The 21,924-nt window shown below is 66.4% G+C and carries 23 protein-coding genes; 11 read left to right on the top strand and 12 right to left on the bottom strand.

Features of this window, described 5'->3' with window-relative positions; genetic code table 11:
- Positions 1-64: 64 nt before the first annotated feature.
- Positions 65-1,252 (top strand): pyridoxal phosphate-dependent aminotransferase, encoded by a 1,188-nt coding sequence (locus QE395_RS02810; protein ID WP_306987497.1) that lies wholly within the window; start codon positions 65-67, stop codon positions 1,250-1,252.
- Positions 1,253-1,387: 135 nt separating this feature from the next.
- On the opposite strand, the gene QE395_RS02805 is transcribed toward QE395_RS02810, so the two are convergent.
- A complete protein-coding gene (locus QE395_RS02805; RefSeq protein ID WP_306987496.1) occupies positions 1,388-3,481 on the bottom strand; it encodes a prolyl oligopeptidase family serine peptidase in 2,094 nt (697 codons plus the stop codon).
- 34 nt (positions 3,482-3,515) lie between these two features.
- Positions 3,516-3,872 carry a hypothetical protein gene (locus tag QE395_RS02800; protein ID WP_093533995.1) on the bottom strand — a complete coding sequence of 119 codons (357 nt, stop codon included), beginning with the start codon at positions 3,870-3,872 and terminating at the stop codon, positions 3,516-3,518.
- Between the two features lie 164 nt (positions 3,873-4,036).
- Here QE395_RS02800 and QE395_RS02795 point away from each other — a divergent pair, with 164 nt between their 5' ends.
- Positions 4,037-4,639 (top strand): lipocalin family protein, encoded by a 603-nt coding sequence (locus tag QE395_RS02795; RefSeq protein ID WP_306987495.1) that lies wholly within the window; start codon positions 4,037-4,039, stop codon positions 4,637-4,639.
- On the opposite strand, the gene QE395_RS02790 is transcribed toward QE395_RS02795, so the two are convergent.
- From QE395_RS02790 to QE395_RS02770, 5 genes are all read right to left on the bottom strand, one after another.
- The gene (locus QE395_RS02790; protein ID WP_083214286.1) at positions 4,640-4,942 is read right to left on the bottom strand and encodes a HigA family addiction module antitoxin; all 303 of its coding nucleotides are present in this window, start codon (positions 4,940-4,942) and stop codon (positions 4,640-4,642) included.
- A gap of 11 nt (positions 4,943-4,953) precedes the next feature.
- A complete protein-coding gene (locus QE395_RS02785; protein WP_068854073.1) occupies positions 4,954-5,232 on the bottom strand; it encodes a type II toxin-antitoxin system RelE/ParE family toxin in 279 nt (92 codons plus the stop codon).
- Between the two features lie 132 nt (positions 5,233-5,364).
- Entirely contained in the window at positions 5,365-6,054 is a 690-nt protein-coding gene (locus QE395_RS02780; protein WP_068854074.1) for a methionine ABC transporter permease, read from the bottom strand.
- Complete coding sequence (locus QE395_RS02775) at positions 6,051-7,058, bottom strand: methionine ABC transporter ATP-binding protein (RefSeq protein ID WP_249834390.1); 1,008 nt, start codon at positions 7,056-7,058, stop codon at positions 6,051-6,053. The genes QE395_RS02780 and QE395_RS02775 overlap by 4 nt, the downstream gene beginning before the upstream one ends.
- A 132-nt stretch (positions 7,059-7,190) precedes the next feature.
- Positions 7,191-8,087, bottom strand: a complete 897-nt coding sequence (locus tag QE395_RS02770) for a DMT family transporter (RefSeq protein ID WP_095362990.1) — start codon at positions 8,085-8,087, stop codon at positions 7,191-7,193.
- 79 nt (positions 8,088-8,166) lie between these two features.
- Between QE395_RS02770 and QE395_RS02765 the strand changes: the two genes are divergently transcribed.
- From QE395_RS02765 to QE395_RS02755, 3 genes are read left to right on the top strand one after another with little or no spacing between them, the layout of a single operon-like run.
- On the top strand, positions 8,167-8,649 hold the full coding sequence (locus QE395_RS02765; RefSeq protein ID WP_095362991.1) for a YajQ family cyclic di-GMP-binding protein: 483 nt from the start codon (positions 8,167-8,169) through the stop codon (positions 8,647-8,649).
- A gap of 6 nt (positions 8,650-8,655) precedes the next feature.
- Entirely contained in the window at positions 8,656-9,249 is a 594-nt protein-coding gene (locus QE395_RS02760; protein ID WP_095362992.1) for a DUF1415 domain-containing protein, read from the top strand.
- On the top strand, positions 9,240-10,043 hold the full coding sequence (locus tag QE395_RS02755; protein WP_306987493.1) for an SDR family oxidoreductase: 804 nt from the start codon (positions 9,240-9,242) through the stop codon (positions 10,041-10,043). Before QE395_RS02760 ends, QE395_RS02755 begins: the two co-directional genes overlap by 10 nt.
- A 104-nt stretch (positions 10,044-10,147) precedes the next feature.
- On the opposite strand, the gene QE395_RS02750 is transcribed toward QE395_RS02755, so the two are convergent.
- Together QE395_RS02750 and QE395_RS02745 are read right to left on the bottom strand one after the other, a co-directional pair.
- Positions 10,148-12,178: a M3 family metallopeptidase gene (locus QE395_RS02750; protein WP_306987492.1), complete on the bottom strand. Its 2,031-nt coding sequence runs from the start codon at positions 12,176-12,178 to the stop codon at positions 10,148-10,150.
- A 117-nt stretch (positions 12,179-12,295) separates the two neighbouring features.
- Positions 12,296-13,408: a PLP-dependent cysteine synthase family protein gene (locus QE395_RS02745; RefSeq protein WP_093534005.1), complete on the bottom strand. Its 1,113-nt coding sequence runs from the start codon at positions 13,406-13,408 to the stop codon at positions 12,296-12,298.
- A 103-nt stretch (positions 13,409-13,511) separates the two neighbouring features.
- Here QE395_RS02745 and gloA point away from each other — a divergent pair, with 103 nt between their 5' ends.
- The 6 genes from gloA to QE395_RS02715 all read left to right on the top strand — a co-directional run bounded on the left by gloA (position 13,512) and on the right by QE395_RS02715 (position 18,514).
- The gene (gene gloA / locus QE395_RS02740) at positions 13,512-14,039 is read left to right on the top strand and encodes a lactoylglutathione lyase (protein ID WP_249833148.1); all 528 of its coding nucleotides are present in this window, start codon (positions 13,512-13,514) and stop codon (positions 14,037-14,039) included.
- A 92-nt stretch (positions 14,040-14,131) separates the two neighbouring features.
- Positions 14,132-14,560, top strand: a complete 429-nt coding sequence (locus tag QE395_RS02735) for a VOC family protein (protein ID WP_068854082.1) — start codon at positions 14,132-14,134, stop codon at positions 14,558-14,560.
- 90 nt (positions 14,561-14,650) lie between these two features.
- Positions 14,651-15,958, top strand: coding sequence for a putative DNA modification/repair radical SAM protein (locus tag QE395_RS02730; RefSeq protein ID WP_306987490.1), 1,308 nt, complete (start codon positions 14,651-14,653; stop codon positions 15,956-15,958).
- Entirely contained in the window at positions 15,955-17,421 is a 1,467-nt protein-coding gene (locus QE395_RS02725) for a UdgX family uracil-DNA binding protein (protein WP_306987489.1), read from the top strand. Before QE395_RS02730 ends, QE395_RS02725 begins: the two co-directional genes overlap by 4 nt.
- Before the next feature lie 248 nt (positions 17,422-17,669).
- A complete protein-coding gene (locus tag QE395_RS02720; RefSeq protein ID WP_249833151.1) occupies positions 17,670-17,813 on the top strand; it encodes a hypothetical protein in 144 nt (47 codons plus the stop codon).
- Entirely contained in the window at positions 17,810-18,514 is a 705-nt protein-coding gene (locus QE395_RS02715) for a hypothetical protein (protein WP_306987488.1), read from the top strand. The genes QE395_RS02720 and QE395_RS02715 overlap by 4 nt, the downstream gene beginning before the upstream one ends.
- Before the next feature lie 40 nt (positions 18,515-18,554).
- On the opposite strand, the gene QE395_RS02710 is transcribed toward QE395_RS02715, so the two are convergent.
- The 3 genes from QE395_RS02710 to glmS form a co-directional block, all read right to left on the bottom strand.
- Complete coding sequence (locus tag QE395_RS02710; protein WP_095362998.1) at positions 18,555-18,986, bottom strand: CBS domain-containing protein; 432 nt, start codon at positions 18,984-18,986, stop codon at positions 18,555-18,557.
- A gap of 228 nt (positions 18,987-19,214) precedes the next feature.
- Positions 19,215-19,673, bottom strand: a complete 459-nt coding sequence (locus tag QE395_RS02705; protein WP_095363106.1) for a DUF2846 domain-containing protein — start codon at positions 19,671-19,673, stop codon at positions 19,215-19,217.
- Positions 19,674-19,884: 211 nt separating this feature from the next.
- The gene (gene glmS / locus QE395_RS02700) at positions 19,885-21,726 is read right to left on the bottom strand and encodes a glutamine--fructose-6-phosphate transaminase (isomerizing) (RefSeq protein WP_306987487.1); all 1,842 of its coding nucleotides are present in this window, start codon (positions 21,724-21,726) and stop codon (positions 19,885-19,887) included.
- Between the last annotated feature and the right edge of the window lie 198 nt (positions 21,727-21,924).

Below are 21,924 nucleotides of genomic sequence, written 5' to 3'. Positions count from 1 at the left end.
GGCCAGTCTGGCGGCGCGGCGGCACCCACGGCAAGCGCGCAGGCCCTCGCCTATCATGGGGTGCATGAGCACCCGCATCCCCACGGCCGGCTACAGCCGCCGCAGCCAGGAAATCGAACCCTTCCACGTGATGTCCCTGCTGGCCCGCGCGCAGGCGTTGGAACAGGCCGGCCATGATGTGATCCACCTGGAAATCGGCGAGCCGGACTTCACCACGGCCGCGCCCATCGTGCAGGCCGGCCAGGCCGCGCTGGCCGCCGGGCATACCCGCTACACCGCCGCGCGCGGGCTGCCGGCCCTGCGTGCGGCCATCGCCGGGTTCTACGGCACCCGCTACAACCTGGACCTGGACCCGGAGCGGATCCTGGTCACCCCCGGCGGCTCGGGCGCGCTGTTGCTGGCCAGCAGCCTGCTGGTCGATCCCGACCGCCATTGGCTGCTGGCCGACCCGGGCTACCCGTGCAACCGCCATTTCCTGCGGCTGGTGGAAGGCGCGGCGCAACTGGTGCCGGTGGGGCCGCACACCGCCTACCAGTTGACCCCATCCCTGGTGGACACCCATTGGAATGCCGCCAGCGTCGGTGCGCTGGTGGCGTCACCAGCCAACCCGACCGGTACGGTGTTGTCGGCGGCGCAGCTGGCTGCGCTGTCGCAGTCGTTGAAGGCGCGTGGCGGCCACCTGGTGGTGGATGAGATCTACCACGGCCTCACCTACGGCATGGATGCGCCCAGCGTGCTGCAGGTCGACGACGACGCGTTCGTGCTCAACAGCTTCTCCAAGTACTTCGGCATGACCGGCTGGCGGCTGGGCTGGCTGGTGGCACCGCCGCAGGCCGTGGCAGACCTGGAGAAGCTGGCCCAGAATCTGTACATCAGCGCCTCCAGTATCGCCCAGCATGCCGCGCTGGCCTGCTTCGAGCCGGACACCATCGCCATCTTCGAGCAGCGCCGCCACGCCTTCCAGGCACGTCGCGACTACCTGCTGCCCGCCCTTCGGGCCTTGGGCTTCCGCATCGAGGTCGAACCGGAAGGCGCGTTCTATCTCTATTGCGACGTCAGCGGGTTCACCGATGACGCGCAGGCCTTCTGCGCGCACTTCCTGGAAACCGAGCACGTGGCGTTCACCCCGGGCCTGGATTTCGGGCATTACCGCGCCAACCAGCACGTGCGGCTGGCGTATACGCAGGAAATTCCGCGATTGGAGGAAGCCGTGGCAAGGATCACGCGCGGCCTGGAAACCTGGAAGGGCTGAAAAAAAACGCCGCGCATCACGCGCGGCGTTCAAAAGGGGTGGAGCCAACCAGACGCCCCACCACCCGGAGGCGTGCACCGACCAACGGTCGGTGGCTACCGAGGGTAGGTGCCGACCGTCGGTCGGCACACCTTCTTATTTCAACTGTTCCCACAGGAAGCTGTAGGCCAGCGCCGACATGTGCGCGGCCTGCGCATTGTTCGCCGCGCCGCCGTGGCCGCCTTCGATGTTCTCGTAGTAGGTGACGTCCTTGCCCGCCTCGATCATCTTCGCCGCCATCTTGCGGGCATGGCCCGGGTGGACGCGGTCGTCACGGGTCGAGGTGGTGAACAGCACCGGAGGATACGTCTTCTTCGGATCGAACAGGTGGTACGGCGAGAAGGTTTGAATGTACGCCCAGTCGGCGGTGTCAGGGTTGCCGTATTCGGCCATCCACGAGGCGCCGGCCAGCAGGTGGCTGTAGCGCTTCATGTCCAGCAGCGGCACCTGCACCACCACCGCCCCGAACAGCTCCGGGTACTGGGTGAGCATGTTGCCGGTGAGCAGGCCACCGTTGCTGCCGCCCTGCACGCCCAGGTGCCGGGGCGAGGTGATCTTCCGGCTCACCAGGTCGCGGGCGACCGCGGCCATGTCCTCATACGCCTTGTGCCGGTTCTGCTTCAGCGCCGCCTGGTGCCAGCGCGGGCCGTACTCGCCACCGCCACGGATGTTGGCCACCACGTACACGCCGCCCTTTTCCAGCCAGGCGCGGCCCATGCCGCCGGAGTACGACGGGGTCAGCGAGATCTCGAAGCCGCCGTAACCGTACAGCAGGGTCGGGTTGGACCCGTCCAGCTTCATGTCCTTGGCATGCACCACGAAGTACGGCACGCGGGTGCCGTCCTTGCTGGTGGCGAAGTGCTGCTCGATCACCTTGCCTTCGGCATCGAAGAACGCCGGCATGGTCTTGAGCACTTCCGGCTGCTTTCCGATCTCTGCCAGCGCCAGGGTGGTCGGGGTCAGGTAGTCGGTGACGGTCATCCACACCGCATCGCTTTCGTCGGCATCCACCGCGCCTACCGCCACGGTGCCGAACGAGGGCGCGCCGGTGAAGTCGCTCTTCTTCCAACCCTCGGCCGACGGCGTCAGCACCTGCAGGCGGCTCTTGACGTCATCAAGCACGTTCAGCACCAGATGGTTCTTCGTCCAGCTCGAGCCGGCCAGCGAGGTGGTCGCGGTGGGGGCGAACAGCACCTCGAAGTCGCGCTTGCCGGCAATGAAGTCGTCCAGCTTGGTGATCAGCAGCGAACCGGCGGCATAGGTCTTGCCACCCACCGTCCACGGATCGCGCAGCTCCAGGGTCAGCCACTGCTTCCGCAGACCCTTCTCGGCCGAGTTCGGCGCATCGATCCTGGTCAGCGTGCCATCGTCGGCGCGCAGGTAGATCTCGTTGTTGTAGAAGGCCAGCGTGCGGCTGACCAGGTTGCGCTCATAGCCGGGCGTATCGTCGTGCATCGCCGCGATGTACATGTCATCGGACTTGCCTTCGTAGACCACGCTGGCCGCCGACAGCGGCGTGCCGCGCTTCCACAGCTTGGCCACCCGCGGGTAGCCGGAGGTGGTCATGCTGTCCTTGCCGAAATCGGTGTAGACGAACACGGTGTCGCGGTCGATCCAGCCCAGCCCGCCCTTGGATTCGGGACGGAAGAAGCCGTCCTTGATCCAGCGCTTGTTGGCCAGGTCGAATTCGCGGGTCACGTCGGCATCGGCGCCACCGCGCGACAGCGCGATGAGACAGCGGGTGTACTCCGGGCGCAGGCATTCGGCACCGTGCCACACCCAGTTCTCGCCCTCGGCCTTGTTCAGCGCGTCCAGGTCGAGCACGGTCTCCCACTTCGGGGCAGGCTTGCGGTACTCATCCAGCGTGGTGCGCCGCCACAGGCCGCGCTCGTGCTGCTTGTCCTTCCAGAAGTTGTAGTAGTACTCGCCGATCTTCTGCACGCCGGGAATCTTGGCATCCGAATCGAGCACCTCGCGGATGCTGGCTTCCATCTGCTTGAAGGCCGGGGTCTGGGCCAGGCGGCCTTCGGACTTGGCGTTCTGCTGCTTGACCCAGTCCAAGGACTTGTCGCCGGTGACATCTTCCAGCCAGGCGTAGGGATCTGCAGGGGTCTCAGCGGCCATCGCGGTTCCAGCGGCACCAGCAGAGAACAGGCCTGCCATCAGGCAGGCAGAGGCGAGTCGTGACATTGCGGCTCCAGGCGGTCATATCCCCCGGACGCTATCACACGGCCTGCCCCGCTCCCCCCTGTCGAAGGTCAGGGCGAAGGCGGGGAGCCGCGCGGCGGACCCGGCGGCGCGCCTGCGGGCCGCGCCGGCGGCGGGCCTGCCAGGCCAACAGCGACGTCGGCAGGCGGAAGCGGTACAGGCTCCACCACGCCAGGCACGGCATGCCGACCAGCCACATCGGCAACCACCCCACCCATTCACTGCTGCCACGCGCGGCCGGCCAGACCAGCACGACGGCCAAGCCGGCCAGGGCCACCTGGCGAACGCCCCGCAGGATGCGGGGATCGGGGGCCTGCAGGGCGCGGGTGCCAGGCTGCGGGGTGCGGGAACGGCGCGAAGACGACAGGGTCATGACAGGGCTCCATGCGAAAGTGATGCGTCACCTTGCCGCGCTGCCATCTCACAGGCTGCGACCTTCGCATTCCCGCCATTGACGTTCTCTTCCGTCCCACCCACCATGCCTGCAGCCACGCTGACCGACCCATGGCCTGTACCACCACTGGAGCTTTTCGCCGCATGTCTTCGAACCGCCCGCATCGCGTTGTCCTGCTGCTGTCGACGCTGTCGCTGCTGTCCGCCTGTGCGTTCGGCGACAGCAAGCCGACCCCGGTGCCGACGGTCAGCACCCCGGCCAGCGCGCCGATCGACCTGCAGAAGTTCATGGGTACCTGGTACGTCATCGGCCGCGTGCCGAACCCGGTCGAGCGCGGCCACGTGGCCAGCGTCAACCAGTACACGCTGCGCGGCGACCAGAAGGTGGCCATCACGTATCGCTTCCGCGATGGCTTCTCGCAGCCGCAGCAGGAACTGACCGTGCGCGCCTCCGTGGACGAGGAAAGCGGCAACCACAACTGGCGCACCTGGTTCTACAAGGTGGTGCCGACCCATACCCGCGTACTGGAAGTGGCGCCGGATTATTCGTGGGCGATGCTGGGGTACCCGGGCCGCGAGATGGCCTGGATCTTCGCGCGCAAGCCGGACATGGACAAGGACCTGTACAAGGAACTGGCCACGCGCCTGCGCGACCAGTACGGGGTCAACACCGACAAGCTCAAGCGCGTGCCGCAGCACCCCGAGCAGGTGGACCGCCTGGGCTACGAGGTTCCGAACGTAAGGTGATCAGGCCGCAACGCGCGGCATGACCCTGCGTTCGATGTCCTGCCACGTAGACAGGGTCTTGAGGTCGTATTCGGCCTGCAGTGCGAGCCACGAGGCGGCGTCACCGCCGAAATGGCGCGCCAGCCGGGCCGCCGTATCCGCGGTGACGCCCCTGGTTTCATGCACGATGGCATGCAGCCGGGTGGCCGGCACGTCCAGGGCACGCGCGAGCGCATTGATGCTCAGCTCGAGCGGCGCCATGAATTCCTCCCGCAGGATTTCGCCCGGGTGGATGGCCCTCAGTTTGTTGGCGGCACGGCTCATGGTCGGCATCCTCAGTGGTAATCAACGATTTCGACATGGCACGGACCTGCATCCGTCCAGGTGAAACACACGCGCCATTGGACATTGATGCGGATGCTGAACTGCCCTCGTCGTTCGCCCGCCAGCGCTTCAAGACGGTTGCCGGGCGGACTGCGCAGGAACTGCAGGGTCTGCGCCGCGTCCAGCATCTGCAGCTTGCGCTCGGCAACCGCCTGGATGCTGCGGAACCGCCGTGGGCATCGGCCTTCGAACAGGGCAAGCGTGTGGCGGCAGCGGAAGGACTGGATCATTCCGCGAAGCGTAATACGCTGAACGGAATATAGCACAGACGCGGATCACGCAATGCCGACGCGGTCGAACGTCGGATCAATCCGATCGCCGGTTCGTATCGCCAGGCTCAATGATTGCGCCAGGTACGCCCCTTACTTGCGCGAATACCGCCCCACCAGCCAATCGCCCAGCATCTGCAGCAGCTGGACCAGCACCAGCAGCAGCACCACGGTGACCAGGGCCACGTCGGTGTGGGAGCGCTGGTAGCCGTCGCGGAACGCCAGGTCGCCCAACCCACCTGAGCCGATCGCGCCACCCATGGCGGTGAAGCCGATCAGCGCGATCACGGTGACGGTGGCACCGGCAATGAGGCCCGGCCGTGCTTCGGGCAGCAGTACCCGGCTGACCAGCTGCCAGGTGGTGGCGCCCATCGCCTGGCTGGCTTCGATCACGCCGCGGTCCACTTCGCGCAGCGCGGTTTCCACCAGGCGCGCGTAGAACGGTGCGGCACCGATGACCAGCGGCACGATCGCGCCGCGTACGCCGAGCGAGGTGCCCATCATCCACAGCGTGATCGGAATCAGCACGATCATCAGGATGATGAAGGGCACCGAGCGCAGCAGGTTGACCAGCAGCGCCAGCCCGCCATACAGCACCGGCTTGCGGTGCAGCTGCGGCGAACCGGTCAGGAACAGCAGCACGCCCAGTGGCAGGCCGATGGCCAGCGTGAGCGGCAGTGAGCCGGCCAGCATCAGCAGGGTGTCGACGGTGGCCTGGCCGATATCGGCCCACTTGGCGGCGTCGAGGTGGCGGAAGAAACCGCCGGCAGTGGCCAGGATCATCGACGCAGCTCCTCAAGGTGGACACCAGCCGCAACGAAACCGGCCTGCGCGGCCTGAACGTCGCCGCCCACCAGCGATACCGTCAGCTGGCCATACGGGGTGTCCTTGATCCGGTCGATGCGGCCGGACAGGATGTTGTAGTCCACCCCCGTCTCGCGGGCGATCCGGCCCAGCACCGGCTCATAGGTATCGGTACCGAGGAAGGTCAGGCGCACGATGCGCCCGGCCACGGCGTCGAAATCCTTGTGCAGCTCGCCTTCGTCGACCTGCTCGGATTCGTTGACGAAGCGGCGCGTGGTCGGGTGCTGCGGGTGCAGGAACACCTCGGTGACCGGGCCGGTCTCCACCAAGTGTCCGGCATCGAGCACGGCCACGCGGTCGCAGACGCGGCGGATCACATCCATCTCGTGGGTGATCAGCACGATGGTCAGGCCCAGCTCGCGGTTGATCCGCCCCAGCAGCTTCAGCACCGAGGCGGTGGTCTGCGGGTCGAGCGCGCTGGTCGCTTCGTCGCACAGCAGGATCTGCGGGCGGGTGGCCAGGGCGCGGGCGATGCCGACGCGCTGCTTCTGGCCGCCGGACAGCTGTGCCGGATACTTGTTGGCGTGCGCCTCCAGGCCCACGGTATGCAGCAGTTCGCTCACACGGGCGTCGATGTCCGCACGCGGGGTGCCGGCCAGCTCAAGCGGGAAGGCCACGTTGGCCGCCACCGTGCGCGAGGACAGCAGGTTGAAGTGCTGGAAGATCATGCCGATCTTCCGGCGCAGCGCACGCAGGCCGTCGCGGTCCAGCGCGGTGACGTCCTCGCCATTGATCAGCAGGCGGCCACCGGTGGGTTCTTCGAGCCGGTTGATCAGCCGGATCAGGGTCGATTTGCCCGCGCCGGAATGGCCAATGATGCCGAACACTTCGCCGGCCTCGATGGTCAGGTCCAGCGGCTGCAGCGCGGCGATCGCGCGGCCGCCGACGGCATAGGATTTGTGCAGGCGCTGGAACTCGATCACTTCGCGGTCAACCGGGGCATCGACGGGAGGGGGCGTGCAGCCTACCAGCGCGGGACGGCCCTGGCCCGCGCGGCAGCAGCGAATCATATTCCGTTTGATTATAAGGCGGCGTCATCGCCCGCCCGGCGGCGCTCAGGGGTGGTCCAGCGGCTGCGGCGCCCGCACCTGGCGGACCCGCTCGCGGTGCAGCAGGTACAGCCCGGAGGCCACGATGATCGCCGCGCCCAGCCAGGTGAAGCGGTCCGGCAGCACGCCCCAGAACAACAGGTCCCAGCCGATCACCCAGACCAGCCCGGTGTATTCCAGCGGGGCGATCAGCGAGGCCTCGCCCAGCTGGAAGGCCCGCGTCAGCGCCACCTGGCCACCCGCCCCGGCCAGGCCCATGCCGGCGATCAGCCAGCCATGGCGCAACTGCAGCGGCTGCCAGTCCGGGATCGCCAGCAACCCGGCGCCCAGCGCCAGGATCACCAGGAACCAGACCACCATCGACTGCGGCGTATCGGTGCGGGTCAGCATGCTTACGGTGATCGCCGCGACCGCATAGGCGGTGGCCGCCAGCAGCACCATCAGGCCCGGAATGGAAATGAAGCCATCCACGCCGGGACGCAGCACCACCAGCACCCCGACCAGGCCGATGCCGATGGCGATCCAGCGGCGGGGCCCGACGTATTCACCGAGCAGCGGCACCGACAGCGCGGCGATCAGCAGCGGCGCCACGAAATAGATGGTGTAGGCGGTGGACAGCGGCAGGCTGCGCAGGGCGAACACGAAGCACCCGATCATGGCCATGCCGAGCAGCCCGCGCAGCAGGTGCAGGCCCCACCGGACCGGAATCAACGAGCGCGGGCCGGCCGTGGCCAGCACCCAGACCAGCACGAACGGCAGCGACGCCGCGCCACGCAGGAAGGTGACCTGCAGGGTCGGGTAGCTGGAGGACAACTGCTTCATGCCCGCATCCATCAGCGAGAAGCAGGCCACGGCCATGAGCATCCAGGCGACGGCACGGGTGGGGGTGCGTTGGGATTCCATGGCCCATTATCACCGCCCTTGCCGGGACGTCCATGCGGGGGTTGTTAGAATGGCGGCTTCACCTGCAGGAGTTTGCCCCATGCCCTCTTTTGACGTCGTTTCCGAAGTCGACATCCACGAACTGACCAATGCGGTCGACCAGGCCAACCGGGAGCTGTCCACCCGCTTCGATTTCAAGGGCGTGGATGCCAAGTTCGTGCTGGAAGACAGCGTCATCAGCCAGTCCGCGCCCAGCGACTTCCAGCTGCAGCAGATGACCGACATCCTGCGCCAGCGCCTGACCGCGCGGAAGATCGATGCCGCCTGCCTGGAATTCGGTGATATCGAAACCAACCTCGCCGGCGCCCGCCAGAAGATCACCGTGAAACAGGGCATCGAACAGAAGGTCGCCAAGAAGATCGCTGCGGCAATCAAGGAAGCCAAGCTCAAGGTCGACAGCCAGATCAACGGCGACAAGCTGCGCGTGACCGGCAAGAAGCGCGACGACCTGCAGGACGTGATGGCCCTGCTGAAAAAGGGAACGTTCGAGGTCCCGCTCCAGTTCGACAATTTCCGCGACTGATTGCCCATGAATGACATGCCCCTCATCGCCGACACCGCGCCGGACGGCAGCGATCCCATCGCGGAAACCCGGCGTTGGCTGGAGCAGATCGTCATCGGCCTGAACCTGTGCCCGTTCGCCAAGGCGGTGTACGTAAAGGACCAGGTGCGCTTCGTGCTCAGCGACGCCACCACCGTCGAAGCACTGGTGGAAGAACTCGCCGAGGAGCTGGTGCTGCTGCGCGACACCCCGGCCGAGCAGATCGACACCACGCTGATCGTGCACCCGGACGTGCTGACCGATTTCCTGGATTACAACGACTTCCTCGACAACGCCGATGCGGCGATCGAAGCCTTGGACCTGCAGGGCATCCTGCAGGTGGCCAGCTTCCACCCGCAGTACCAGTTCGCCGGGGTCGCGCCGGATGACGTGAGCAACTACACCAACCGCGCGCCCTACCCGACCCTGCACCTGCTGCGCGAAGACAGCGTGGAACGCGCCGTGGCCGCCTTCCCGGACCCGGACGTGATCGTCGAACGCAACATTGAAACCCTCGACAAGCTGGGCATTGAAGGCTGGACCCGCCTGCTCGGCCGCAAGGACACCCCCCGGTGCCACTGACCCCGGCCATTTCCGACTGGCCCGCGCTACCGCTGCGCGACCGCGTCGTGATCGTCACCGGTGGCGCGCAGGGCGTGGGCCGGGGCATCGCGCAGGCGGTGCTGGGCGCCGGCGGCAGCGTGATGATCGCCGACCTGGACGCCGACGCCGGCCGCGCCTGTTTGAAGGAATGGGCACTGCCGGAGCGCGCCGCGTTCCAGCGCGCGGATGTCGCCAGCGAACGCAGCGTGCAGGCGCTGGTCAAGGCCACGCTGAAGCGTTTCGGGCGGATTGATGGGCTGGTCAACAACGCCGGCATCGCCAGCGCGCATGGGGCGCCGTTGGCTGACATGACGTTGGCCGAATGGCAGCGCCGCCTGTCCAGCCTGCACGGGGCGTTCCTGTGCAGCAAGCACGCACTGCCAGCGCTGCGTGCGCAGGCCGGCGGGGCGATCATCAACATCGCCTCCACCCGCGCCTGGCAGTCCGAGCCGGACAGCGAAGCCTATGCGGCGGCGAAGGGCGGGCTGGTGGCGTTTACCCACGCGCTGGCGATCAGCAGCGGGCCCGATGTGCGGGTCAACAGCATCAGCCCCGGGTGGATCACCACCGATGCCTGGCAGGCCCCGGCACGGCGGCGCACGCCGAAGCTGTCGCGCCGCGACCATGCCCAGCATGCGGTGGGGCGCGTCGGCCAGCCGGAAGACATCGGTGCGCTAGCGGTGTTCCTGCTCTCGGACCTGTCCGGCTTCATCACCGGACAGGACCACATCGTCGATGGCGGCATGAGCCGCACGATGATCTACGCCGAGTGATTCACCGCCTTGCCGACCAACGGTCGGCACCTACCCGGATCAATGGTGCGTGCGCACCAACGGTCGTACCGGTAGGTACCGACCGTTGGTCGGTACCCATCGCATCAACCGGCCATGCCGTTGTGACGCAGCAACGCGTCCACGTTCGGCGCACGCCCGCGGAACGCCGCGAAATTCTCCGCTGCACTCCGGCTGCCGCCCCGTGACAACACTTCATCGCGGAAGCGCCTGCCCGTTTCGGCCACCTGCTCCGGCGCTTCCTCGAATGCGGCGTACGCATCGGCGCTGAGCACCTCGGCCCACTTGTAGCTGTAGTAGCCCGCCGCATACCCACCCGCGAAAATGTGGCTGAACTGGTGCGGGAAGCGGTTCCATTCCGGCGGGCGGTTGACCGCCACTTCGTCGCGCACGCGTTCCAGCAGTTGCAGCACGCTGTCCTGCATCGGATCGAAACTGCTGTGCAGCTGCATGTCGAACAGCGCGAACTCCAGCTGGCGCACGGTGAACATGCCGCTCTGGAAATTGCGCGCGGCCAGCATCCGGTCAAACAGCGCGCGCGGCAGCGGCTCGCCGCTGTCCACATGCGCCGTCATGGCCTGCACGCGGTCCCATTCCCAGCAGAAATTCTCCATGAACTGGCTGGGCAGCTCCACCGCATCCCATTCCACGCCATTGATGCCGGCCACGCCCAGCTCGCCGATGCGGGTCAGCAGCTGGTGCAGGCCATGGCCCATTTCATGGAACAGCGTGGTCACCTCGTCGTGGCTGAAGGTCGAGGCCTTGTCATCGGCTCCCTTGCCGAAGTTGCACACCAGATACACCAGCGGCGTCTGCACGCCCTGCGCGGTATCACGGCGGTTGCGGCAGTCGTCCATCCACGCGCCGCCGCGTTTGCCTTCACGCGCGTACAGGTCCAGGTAGAACTGGCCGACCAGCGCGCCCTGCGCATCGACCAGGCGGAAGAAGCGCACGTCCGGATGCCACACCGGCGCCTGGTCGGGCTGCACCTGCAGGCCATAAAGGCCGTGGATGACGCTGAACAAACCCTCCAGCACCTTCGGCTCGGTGAAGTACTGCTTCACTTCCTGCTCGGAATAGCTGTAACGCGCCTGCTTCAGTTTCTCGGAGGCAAAGGCGAGGTCCCACGCTTCCAACGCAGGCAGGCCCAGTTCGTCGCGTGCGAATGCGTCCAGCTCGGCGCGGTCGCGCTGCGCGTAGGGTTTCGCACGCGCTGCCAGGTCGCGCAGGAAACCCAGCACCTGCGGCGCGTCGTCGGCCATCTTGGTGGCAATGGAGTACTCGGCGTAGTTGGCAAAGCCCAGCAGGGTCGCCAGCTCGGCGCGCAGCGCCAGCACGCGATCGATGTGCGCGCTGTTGTCCAGCTTGGGATCGCCGAACTCGGAGGCACGCAGCGCGTTGGCGCGGTACAGCGTCTCGCGCAGCGGGCGGTGTTCTGCATAGGTCTGCACTGGCAGGTAGCACGGCATCTGCAGGGTCAGCTTCCAGCCTGGAAGACCCTCCTTCTCCGCGGCGGCGCGCGCAGCGGCGACCACATCGTCGGGCAGGCCGGCCAGTTCGCTGCGGTCTTCCACGTGCAGCGACCACGCATCGGTAGCATCGAGCACGTTCTGCGAGAACGTGGCCGACAGCGCCGACAGTTCTTCGCGGATCGCGCTGTAACGCGCCTTGCCGGCCTCGTCCAGCTCGGCGCCGCCCAGGCGGAAATCGCGCAGTGCATTGTCCAGCACCTTGCGCCGGGCCGGGTCGTACTGCGTCGCTTCCGGCGTGGCGGCGAGCGCGCGGTACTGCTCGAACAGCGCCAGGTTCTGGCCGAGCGCGCTGCCAAAGCGGGTCACCTTCGGCAGGTTGCTGTTGTAGGCCTCGCGCAGCGCCGGGGTGTTCACCACCGCCTGCAGGTGACCGACCTGGCCCCAGGCGCGCCACAGGCGTTCGGTGGCATCGTCCAGCGGCTCGACGAAGCTGGCCCAGCTGACCGGCTGCACGGTTTCAGCGGCTTTCACCGCCGCTTCGGCCTGCGCCAGCAAGGTGTCGATGGCCGGCCCGATGTGCTCGGGCTGGATCGCATCGAAACGGGGCAGGCCGGAAAAATCGAGCAGGGGATTGGCAGGGGTCACAGGGGTCTCCAGACAGCGGGGCCGGCACGCCGGCGTTTCCCACGATATGGCACCGGACCCGGCGCTGCACAAGCCCCGCCGGCCACGGGTTCGTGGCCGTTCACCCGCCTGCGGTACTCAGTACAGGGCTTCCAGCGCGGCGTTGGGCAGCTCCGGCAGGCCCTGCCCGGCCACGGCCGCGGCGATCACCGCATCGGCCTGCTCCACGTCGATGCCCTGCCGCGGGTACCAGTCCGGGTTGTAGTAGCTGTGCGCATAGCGTTCGCCGCTGTCGCACAGGATCGTCACGATCGAACCGCTGCGGCCGGCCGCGCGCATGCGTTCGGCCGCGTGCAGCACGCCGATGAAATTGGTACCGGTGGAGCCGCCGACCCGGCGCCCCAGCTGGCGGCTGACATGGCGCATGGCCGCCAGGCTCAGCGCGTCGGGCACCTTGACCATCGCATCCACGCTGGTCGGGATGAAGCTCGATTCCACTCGTGGGCGGCCGATGCCTTCCACCCGCGAACCACCGCTGCAGGTAAGCTCGCGCCACGGTTCACCGGCCAGGGCCGCGCGGTAGCCGTCGAAGAACACCGACACTTCCGGGTCCGCGCACAGGATGCGGGTGTCATGCCGGCGGTAGCTGACATAACGACCCAGCGTGGCGGCGGTACCGCCGGTGCCGGGGCTGCACACGATCCATTCCGGCACCGGATGCGGCTCTTCGGCCATCTGCTTGAAGATGGATTCGGCGATGTTGTTGTTGGCACGCCAGTCGGTGGCGCGCTCGGCGTAGGTGAACTGGTCCATGAAGTGGCCGCCGGTTTCGCGGGCCAGCTTTTCCGAATCGCAGTTCAGGTCGCAGGCGCGCTCCACCAGGTGGCAGCGCCCGCCATGGAATTCGATGGCGGCGATCTTTTCCGGCGAGGTGGTGGCCGGCATCACGGCAATGAATGGCAGGCCCAGCAGGCGCGCGAAGTAGGCTTCGGACACCGCGGTGGAGCCGCTGGACGCCTCGATCACCGGGCGCCCTTCGCGCAGCCAGCCGTTGGCCAGTGCGTACAGGAACAGCGAGCGCGCCAGGCGGTGCTTCAGGCTGCCGGTGGGATGGCTGGATTCATCCTTGAAGTACAGCTCGATGCCCGGGTGGCCCGGCAGGTCCATCGGAATGAGGTGGGTATCGGCCGAACGGTTGAAATCGGCTTCGATCTTGCGGATGGCGGCGGCCACCCATTCACGCTGCGACATGTCGACGACGGGCCAGGAAGATGCAGCATTCTACGTCCCCTTGCCGCCGCCCCGCTAAAATGAACGGCCAGCCGCATTGCGCGGCACCCCCACAGGATCTTCCATGAGCCTTGCCTCCCTGCAGTCCCAGCCGGGCGTTGCCGCCCAGCCGCCGGCCGAAACCACCGGCTTCGTGTTCAACCACACCATGCTGCGCGTCAAGGACGCCGCCGCCTCGCTGGACTTCTACACCCGCGTGCTCGGCTTCCGCCTGCTCGACCAGCGCGATTTCCCCGAGGCGCAGTTCAGCCTGTACTTCCTGGCCCTGCTGCCGGCGGGCACGTCCATCCCCGAGGGCGACGACGCCCGCCGGGTGTGGATGGCCGGCCTTCCGGGCGTGCTGGAACTGACCCACAACCATGGCACCGAAAGCCAGGAAGGCCGCGTGTACCACGACGGCAACCAGGACCCGCGCGGCTTCGGCCACATCTGCGTCTCCGTGCCGGACATCCAGGCCGCCTGCCAGCGCTTCGATGAGCTGCAGGTGCCCTACCAGAAGCGCCTGGAAGACGGCCGCATGAAGCACCTGGCCTTCATCAAGGACCCGGACGGCTATTGGGTGGAGATCATCTCCAACACCCCGATTGGCTGACCGCCCCGGCTTCAACAATGTGCACGCCCTGCCAAGGCGGGCGTGCACCGCCGGTGGTATACCTGCGTTCCTTTCCACCCGAAGGAACCCGCATGGAAACCATGGAACTGCACCGCGGCCGGCTCATCGACCACCTGCAACTGATCGTGCGTGACCTGCCGGCCAGCCGCCGCTTCTACCAGGCCGTGTTCGACACCATCGGCATTCCCATCGCCGGCGAGGGCGATACGTATTTCTGGGCCGATGAGCTGTTCATTTCCACCGCCGACAGCGAAGCGGCCGCCGGTGAACTGACCGGCCGCCACCACCTGGCCTTCCAGGCCCGCGACCGCGCCACCGTCGATGCCTTCCACAAGGCGGCGTTGGCCGCAGGCGGCAAGGACAACGGCGCCCCCGGCGAACGCCCCTACCACCCGGGCTATTACGCCGCCTTCGCGATCGATCCGGACGGCAACAACATCGAGGTCGTGTACCACGGCCCGGCGACCTACAGCGCCGACTCGGTGAAAGTCACGTTCTGAGTACCGTCGTTACCCGGCCGCGCCTGAACCCTTCAGCCACCACCCACGCCAGTCTCACAACGTGAGACTGGCCGCCCCTACCGTCTCTCCATGGAGACGATACGCAAACTGGCGATTCTGGCCGATGCCGCCAAGTACGACGCGTCCTGCGCCTCCAGTGGCGCGGGGCGGCGGGATTCGCGCGCGTCCGCCGGCATCGGCAGCACCGAAGGCGCCGGCATCTGCCACAGCTACACCCCTGACGGTCGCTGCGTCTCGTTGCTGAAGATTCTGCTCACCAACTTCTGCATCTACGACTGCGCGTACTGTGTGAACCGGGTCTCCAGCAACGTACCGCGCGCACGCTTCAACGTGGCCGAAGTCGTCGCGCTGACCATGGATTTCTACAAGCGCAACTACATCGAAGGGTTGTTCCTTTCCAGCGGCATCATCCGCAATGCCGACTACACCATGGAGCAGATGGTGGAAGTGGCGCGCCAGCTGCGCGAGGAACACCGGTTCTCCGGCTACATCCATCTCAAGACCATTCCGGAAGCCTCACCCGAATTGCTGGCGGCGGCCGGTCGCTACGCCGACCGCCTGTCGATCAACATCGAGCTGCCCACCGAGGAGGGCTTGAGCAGCTTCGCGCCAGAGAAATCGTTGCCTTCCATCCGCGGCGCGATGGGTGAACTGCGTTGGCGCATCGAAGAAGCCAAGGAGGCCAGGACTACCAGCGAGGCCAAGCCCACCACGGTGGCGGCACCGGCGCCGACCGCCCCGACCAAGCGTGCCGGACGCGCCCGCGCACCGCGCTTCGCACCCGCCGGGCAAAGCACGCAGATGATCGTCGGTGCCGACGGCGCCAGCGACCAGCAGATCCTGGGTGCTGCCGACAACCTGTACGGCAACTACCGCATGCGCCGGGTGTACTACTCCGCCTTCAGCCCGATCCCCGACGCCAGCCGGCTGCTTCCGGTGCAGGCACCGCCACTGGCGCGCGAACACCGCCTGTATCAGGCCGACTGGCTGCTGCGCTTCTATGGCTATGGCGTGGAGGAAATCACCGATACCACCCAGAACGGCATGCTCGACCTGGATATCGACCCGAAGCTGGCCTGGGCGATCCGCCACCCTGAACGCTTCCCGGTCGATCTCAACGTGGCGTCGAAGGAGATGCTGCTGCGCGTGCCGGGGTTGGGCGTGCGCAACGTCAAACGCGTGCTGATGGCGCGCCGCCATGGCCGCCTGCGCGTGGCCGACGTAGCCCGCCTGCGCGCGCCGATGAGCAAGCTGCTGCCGTTCGTGCAGCTGGCCGATCATCACCCGCGTCGCGCACTGGATGACCCCACCGCGCTGCGCGCGCGGCTGGCACCGCCGCCGCGCCAGGCCTCGCTGTTTCCCGACGCTGCCGCATGAACCGCTGGAGTGTGCGGGTCGACCCGTCGTGGTCGGTGCAGTCCTGGCGTGAGGCCGCGCGGCGGGCGCTGCAGCACCGCGTCGCACCGGAGCAGCTGGACTGGCTGCAGGAGGGTGAAGGTTCGCTGCTGGACGCGCCGGCGCTGGCCACCCTCTCAGTGCCTGACGCTGAAGCCACCGCCATTGCGGTGCCGAAGGCGTTCCTCGAACTGGCCGCCAGCTGCCTGTGCCACCGCGATCCGCAGCGCCACTCGCTGCTGTACCGCATGCTGTGGCGGATCACCCACGGCGAGCGTGGCCTGCTCACCAACCCGGCCGATCCGGACGTGCTGCGTGCGATGGCCCTCGCCCAGGCGGTGCGCCGCGACAGCCACAAGATGAAAGCCTTCGTGCGTTTCCGCGAAGTACCGGGCGAAGAGGATGCCTTCATCGCCTGGTTCGAGCCCGACCACTTCATCGTGGATCGGGTCGCGCCGTTCTTCGCGCGCCGCTTTGCCGGCATGCGCTGGGCCATCCTCACGCCGTATCGCAGTGCCCGCTGGGACGGCCAGGTGCTGGCATTCGGCCCCGGCAGCAAGCAGGCGGATGCGCCGGTGGAGGATGCGCGCGAAGAGCTGTGGCGCACCTACTACGCCAACATCTTCAACCCTGCCCGGCTCAACACGCGGATGATGCAGCAGGAAATGCCGGCCAGATACTGGAAGCACCTGCCGGAGGCGAGCCTGCTGCCCACGCTGGTACGCGATGCCGGTGACCGCGTGCAGGAAATGCATGACCGTGAAGCGCAGGCGCCACAGCGGCGGATTCCCGAGCAGCACATTCCCGTGCGCGGCCCGGCAACCGCGAACGGCGATTCCCTCGACGAGCTGCGCACCGCGGCCGCCGCTTGCCGCCGTTGCCCGCTCTGGGAGCCGGCCACCCAGACCGTGTTCGGCGAAGGCCCGCGCGATGCGCAGGTGATGCTGGTCGGCGAGCAACCCGGGGACTCCGAGGACCTGAGCGGCCACCCCTTCGTCGGGCCGGCGGGGCAGCTGTTGAATCGTGCGCTGCAGGAACTGGGCATCGATCGCAACACGCTGTACCTGACCAACGCGGTGAAGCACTTCCGCTACGAGCGGCGCGGAAAGAAGCGCATCCATTCCAAACCTCAGGTCACCCATATCAACGCGTGCCGGCCATGGTTGCTGGCGGAGATTGAACAGGTGAGCCCGAAAGTAATCGTCTGCCTGGGCGCCAGTGCAGCGCGTGCCGTCTTTGGTCCCGGCTTCCTACTAGGTCGCGACCGTGGCCAATGGCATACCCTGGAAGACGGCACGCGCGGGTTCGCCACGGTCCACCCATCGTGGGTACTGCGGCAAAGCGCGGGCCCGGCGCAGGCGGATGCGTATCGACTGATGCTGGACGACTTGGCGAAGCTTGCGGATCACATTCCCACCCACCACCCTTCCGGCAAACACGGGTAGGTCGAAACCCACCCGATTGCCATTCGCGACAATGGGTAGGGGCTGATCCGCAGCGTGCCTGAGTGATTGAAGTCGTTCTTTTTGTGCATTTTTCAGCCTCCTTCCCATGTCCGGCACGCTGGCCGATTACAGGTTGAGGAGGCACCTGGGTGGGGCAGGCCGCGCGACGGTATGCTGCATCCATGACTACTTCAAAATCCAGTAAGCAGCCCTCTGTTGCCGAAAGGAGTGAAAGCAGACGCGTACGGATGAGCGCCGCGGACCTGCTGACCTTGAGCGACGAGGAAAGGATTCGCCGGATATATGACATGACGCCGGAGCAGGCGGAGGCGATCATACGCAAGTCCGGCATCTTGACCGCTTCTGGCAAGCTGAAGCGCGGCTACCGATGAACGATGGACATCTTCAGCTCGGTTATCACGGCTGCGACGTCACGGTAAGAGACGGACTGGTTTCCGGACGACTGTCGCCTTCGCCCAGTGGCAATCAGTACGACTGGCTCGGCCCAGGCTTCTACCTGTTCGAAGGCGATGAAGAGAGGGCGATGGCCTTTGCCGAAGCAGCGGCCAGCCAACCGCAGCGCAGATTGACGGCGAGACCCATTGCGACACCAGCCGTCGTTGGGTGTGTCTTCAGCGTTCACCGATGCCTTGACATGACCACAAAGGCCGGCCGTCTGGAGTTCGAGAACGCCTACCTGAACTTTCAGGCGGGCTACCTTCGTATTGGGCAGTCACTCCCTCTGAATGTCCCGGTGGACGCACGTGACGAAGAGATCCTACTTCGTGGACTGGATAGAGCGGTGATCCAATTCATACATTCAAGCCGCCAGGACGTTGCCGGGCTCGAGCAGTTCCAAGCCGTGCGGGGCGCCTTCCGGCAAGGCCCCGAAATCGCGCCGAACTCCGGATTTCACAGGGATAGCCATGTGCAGATTGCCTTGAGAGACACCGGCTGCATCAAGGGCTGGTTTCTCCCGCCGGATACGAAGCAGCTCTCTCAACCAGAGCTCACCAAGGCTCAAACCGCGATGCGTCTGGTACGAGAAAGCACTGCCAAGTCCCGCCAACGCGCGGAAGCCGCCACGCGCTGAACCAGTAGAGCGGTACTCTGCCCCGCTCTACGGCGTTCCGTTAATGTGCAGCCATGTAGATGTCCTGAAGCACCGCCTTCTCCAGCTCCAGCTCGCTGAGCAGGTTCTTGACGATGTCACCCAGGCTCAGGATGCCCACCAGCTTGCTGCCTTCGGTCACCATCAGGTGGCGGTGGCGCGAGTAGGTCATCAGCGCCATGGCCTGCTTCAGGGTCGCCTCGGGGGCGATGCCTTCCAAGCCGGCTGAGGGAAGCGTGGCGATGACCCGGCGACCCGCCTGGGGGCCATCGTCGGCCAGGCTGCGCACGATGTCTTTCTCGGAGATGATCCGGACCGGCACATCATCCTTCATCACCACCAGCGCGGCGATCTTGTGCGCGCTCATCTTGTGGGCGGCGGCGCCGATCGTGTCTTCGACGTCGATGGTGACAACGGAGTCTTTCTTGGATTGCAGAAGTTCGCGGACGTTCATTCTTTTTCCTGTTGCAGACTGGGTGAAGCCACACGCCTTGCGTGGTGGGACCGATTGACGCAGCCAGCGGCTGACACCCCGAGAATGGCATTCCGACTAGAACCGACGCTGAATGTCGCAGGCGGACTCGACTAAAGTTTTCCCGACGCCAGAAACGGCAAAGGGCGGCCCGGGTGGACCGCCCTTTGCCTGGGATGGTGCAGCGACCACCGGTCGCTACCTAGCCATTCATTTCTTGACCGAGCACGTGCCGTGCGCAGCCAGCTTGAGGCTGGCAATCTGGCGGCGCCCTTCTGCTTCCGGCACCGCCTCGAGCTTCGCACCGCCCACAAAGACGCCCATCTTGATGGACTGCCGGATGAAGTAGTTCTGGCCCGAAGCTGTGACCAGCTTCAGATCGTTCGGCGAGAACTCCGACTCGGTGGAGAAGGTGTGCTCGCGGTCGCCCGCAACCAGAGTGTAGAAGAACACCTTGTTCGCGGTCTCACCCAGGCACTCCCCGTCGATCAGGACATCCTTCTTGAGCGCCTGGCCTATTCCGCTGTTGCGAAACACATAGACGCCCGCCTTGCCCGCTTCCGGAGCGGGGAACGTCTTGGCGACATCCAGCGTCCCCTTGTCAGCCATCGGAACCGACGCGCAGCCGGACATCAAGGTGATGGCCGCAGCCACCCCCAGCATCAACATCTTGTTCAAACAAAGCCCCCTGTGGCGTGCATCCTGCACGCGATTGTTGGACATCGGATGGCGAGTCGGTGCGGTGGGGGTCGCGGCCTGTGGCGCCGTCGCGGAGTCTATCCGGGTCTCTACAAAGCTGTATAGGGGCCGGGTACCACCATGAAAAAGGGCGGCCCCTCAGGGTCGCCCTTCCCTACCCGCAACCGACCTTGGTCGCTTGCTATTCCACCGTCACGCTCTTTGCCAGGTTGCGCGGCTTGTCCACGTCGGTGCCGCGCGCCAATGCCGTTTGGTACGCCAGCAGCTGCACCGGGATGGTGTGCACCACCGGGCTGAGCACGCCGGCGTGGCGCGGAGTGCGGATGACATGCACGCCTTCGGATTCGACGAAGTTGCTGTCCTGGTCGGCAAACACGAACAGCTCGCCGCCGCGCGCGCGCACTTCCTGCATGTTGGATTTGACCTTCTCCAGCAGGCTGTCGTTGGGCGCGATCACCACCACCGGCATGTCTTCATCGACCAGGGCCAGCGGACCGTGCTTGAGCTCGCCGGCCGGGTAGGCCTCGGCGTGGATGTAGGTGATTTCCTTGAGCTTGAGCGCGCCTTCCAGGGCGATCGGGTAATGCAACCCGCGGCCCAGGAACAGGGCGCTGTTCTTGCGCGCGAAGCGCTCTGCCCAGATGGCGATCTGCGGTTCCATGTTCAGCGCATGCTGCACGCTGCCCGGCAGGAAGCGCAGCTGCTCCAGGTACTCCGCTTCCTGCGCGGCATCGATGCGGCCGTGCAGCTTGCCCAGCACCACGGTCAGCTGGAACAGCGCGGCCAGCTGGGTGGTGAACGCCTTGGTCGAGGCCACGCCGATCTCGGCACCGGCACGGGTGTAGCAGACCAGTTCGCTGGCGCGCGGGATCGCGCTTTCCGGCACGTTGCAGATCGACAGCGTGTGCAGGTGGCCCAGCGATTTGGCGTACTTCAGCGCCTCCATCGTGTCCAGGGTTTCACCGGACTGGGAGATGGTGACGATCAGGTGCTTGGGGTTGGCATACGCGGCGCGGTAGCGGTACTCGCTGGCGATCTCCACGCTGCACGGCAGGCCGGCGATGGATTCGATCCAGTAGCGCGCGGTCAGGCCGGCGTAGTAGCTGGTACCGCAGGCAAGGATCTGCACGCCTTCGATGCCGGCCAGCACGCTTTCGGCGTTCTTGCCGAACAGCTCGGCCGGGAAGCCACCGGCGTCGATCGCCGCTTCGATGGTGTCGCCCAGCGCGCGCGGCTGTTCATGGATTTCCTTCTGCATGAAGTGGCGGTACGGGCCCAGCTCCAGCGAGGCCAGCGACACATCCGACTGGTGCACGCCACGGTCCACCGGCTGGTTGTGTTCGTCATACACCTGCACGCCATCGCGGCGGATGTCGGCGGTGTCGCCCTCTTCCAGGAAAATCACGTTGCGGGTGGCCGAGATCACCGCCGACACGTCGGAGGCCACGAAGTTCTCGCCCTGGCCCAGGCCCACCAGCAGCGGGCAGCCCATGCGCGCGCAGACGAAGTGATCCGGCTCGGCGCGGCTCATCACCGCCAGCGCATAGGCACCGGTCAGTTCCTTGACCGTGCGCTGCAGCGCCGACAGCAGGCTGTCGCCGTTCTTCAGGTTGTGGTGCATCAGGTGGGCGATGACTTCGGTGTCGGTCTGCGACTCGAACACGTAGCCCAACCCGCGCAGGCGCTCACGCTGCTCTTCGTGGTTTTCGATGATGCCGTTGTGCACCAGCGCAACGCCGTGGCTGATGTGCGGGTGGGCGTTGGCTTCGGTAACGCCGCCGTGGGTGGCCCAGCGGGTGTGGCCGATGCCGAGCGTGGCGTCGAAGCCTTCGGCGATGGCGGCCTTTTCCATCTCGGCCACGCGGCCGGTACGGCGCACGCGGCGCACGTCGGCCTGGGCCTGGGTCTGGTCCAGTACCGCGATGCCGGACGAGTCGTAGCCCCGGTATTCCAGCCGCTTCAGTCCTTCGATGAGTACCGGTACCACATCGCGATCCGCGATCGCCCCCACAATCCCGCACATAGATTCAGATCCCTGCTGTCGAATGCCCATTCTAGCGTGGGCGGCTGGACCGCTTGGACGCTGTCCGCTTAACAAAAGTGTCCGCTGCGGTGTCCGCGGACACCCGGACAATCGCGCCCGCTTCGCAAGCTGTTGTTTTCAAAGGGGCCAATGTTGGCACGCGGTGTGCTTGGTATACCGCAACCCAACCGCGAACGA

It is taken from the genome of Stenotrophomonas sp. SORGH_AS_0282, from assembly GCF_030818125.1.
Lineage (GTDB): Bacteria > Pseudomonadota > Gammaproteobacteria > Xanthomonadales > Xanthomonadaceae > Stenotrophomonas > Stenotrophomonas rhizophila_A.
Note: the sequence above shows the minus strand (reverse complement) of the source record. Positions and strands in the feature narration are given on the sequence as shown.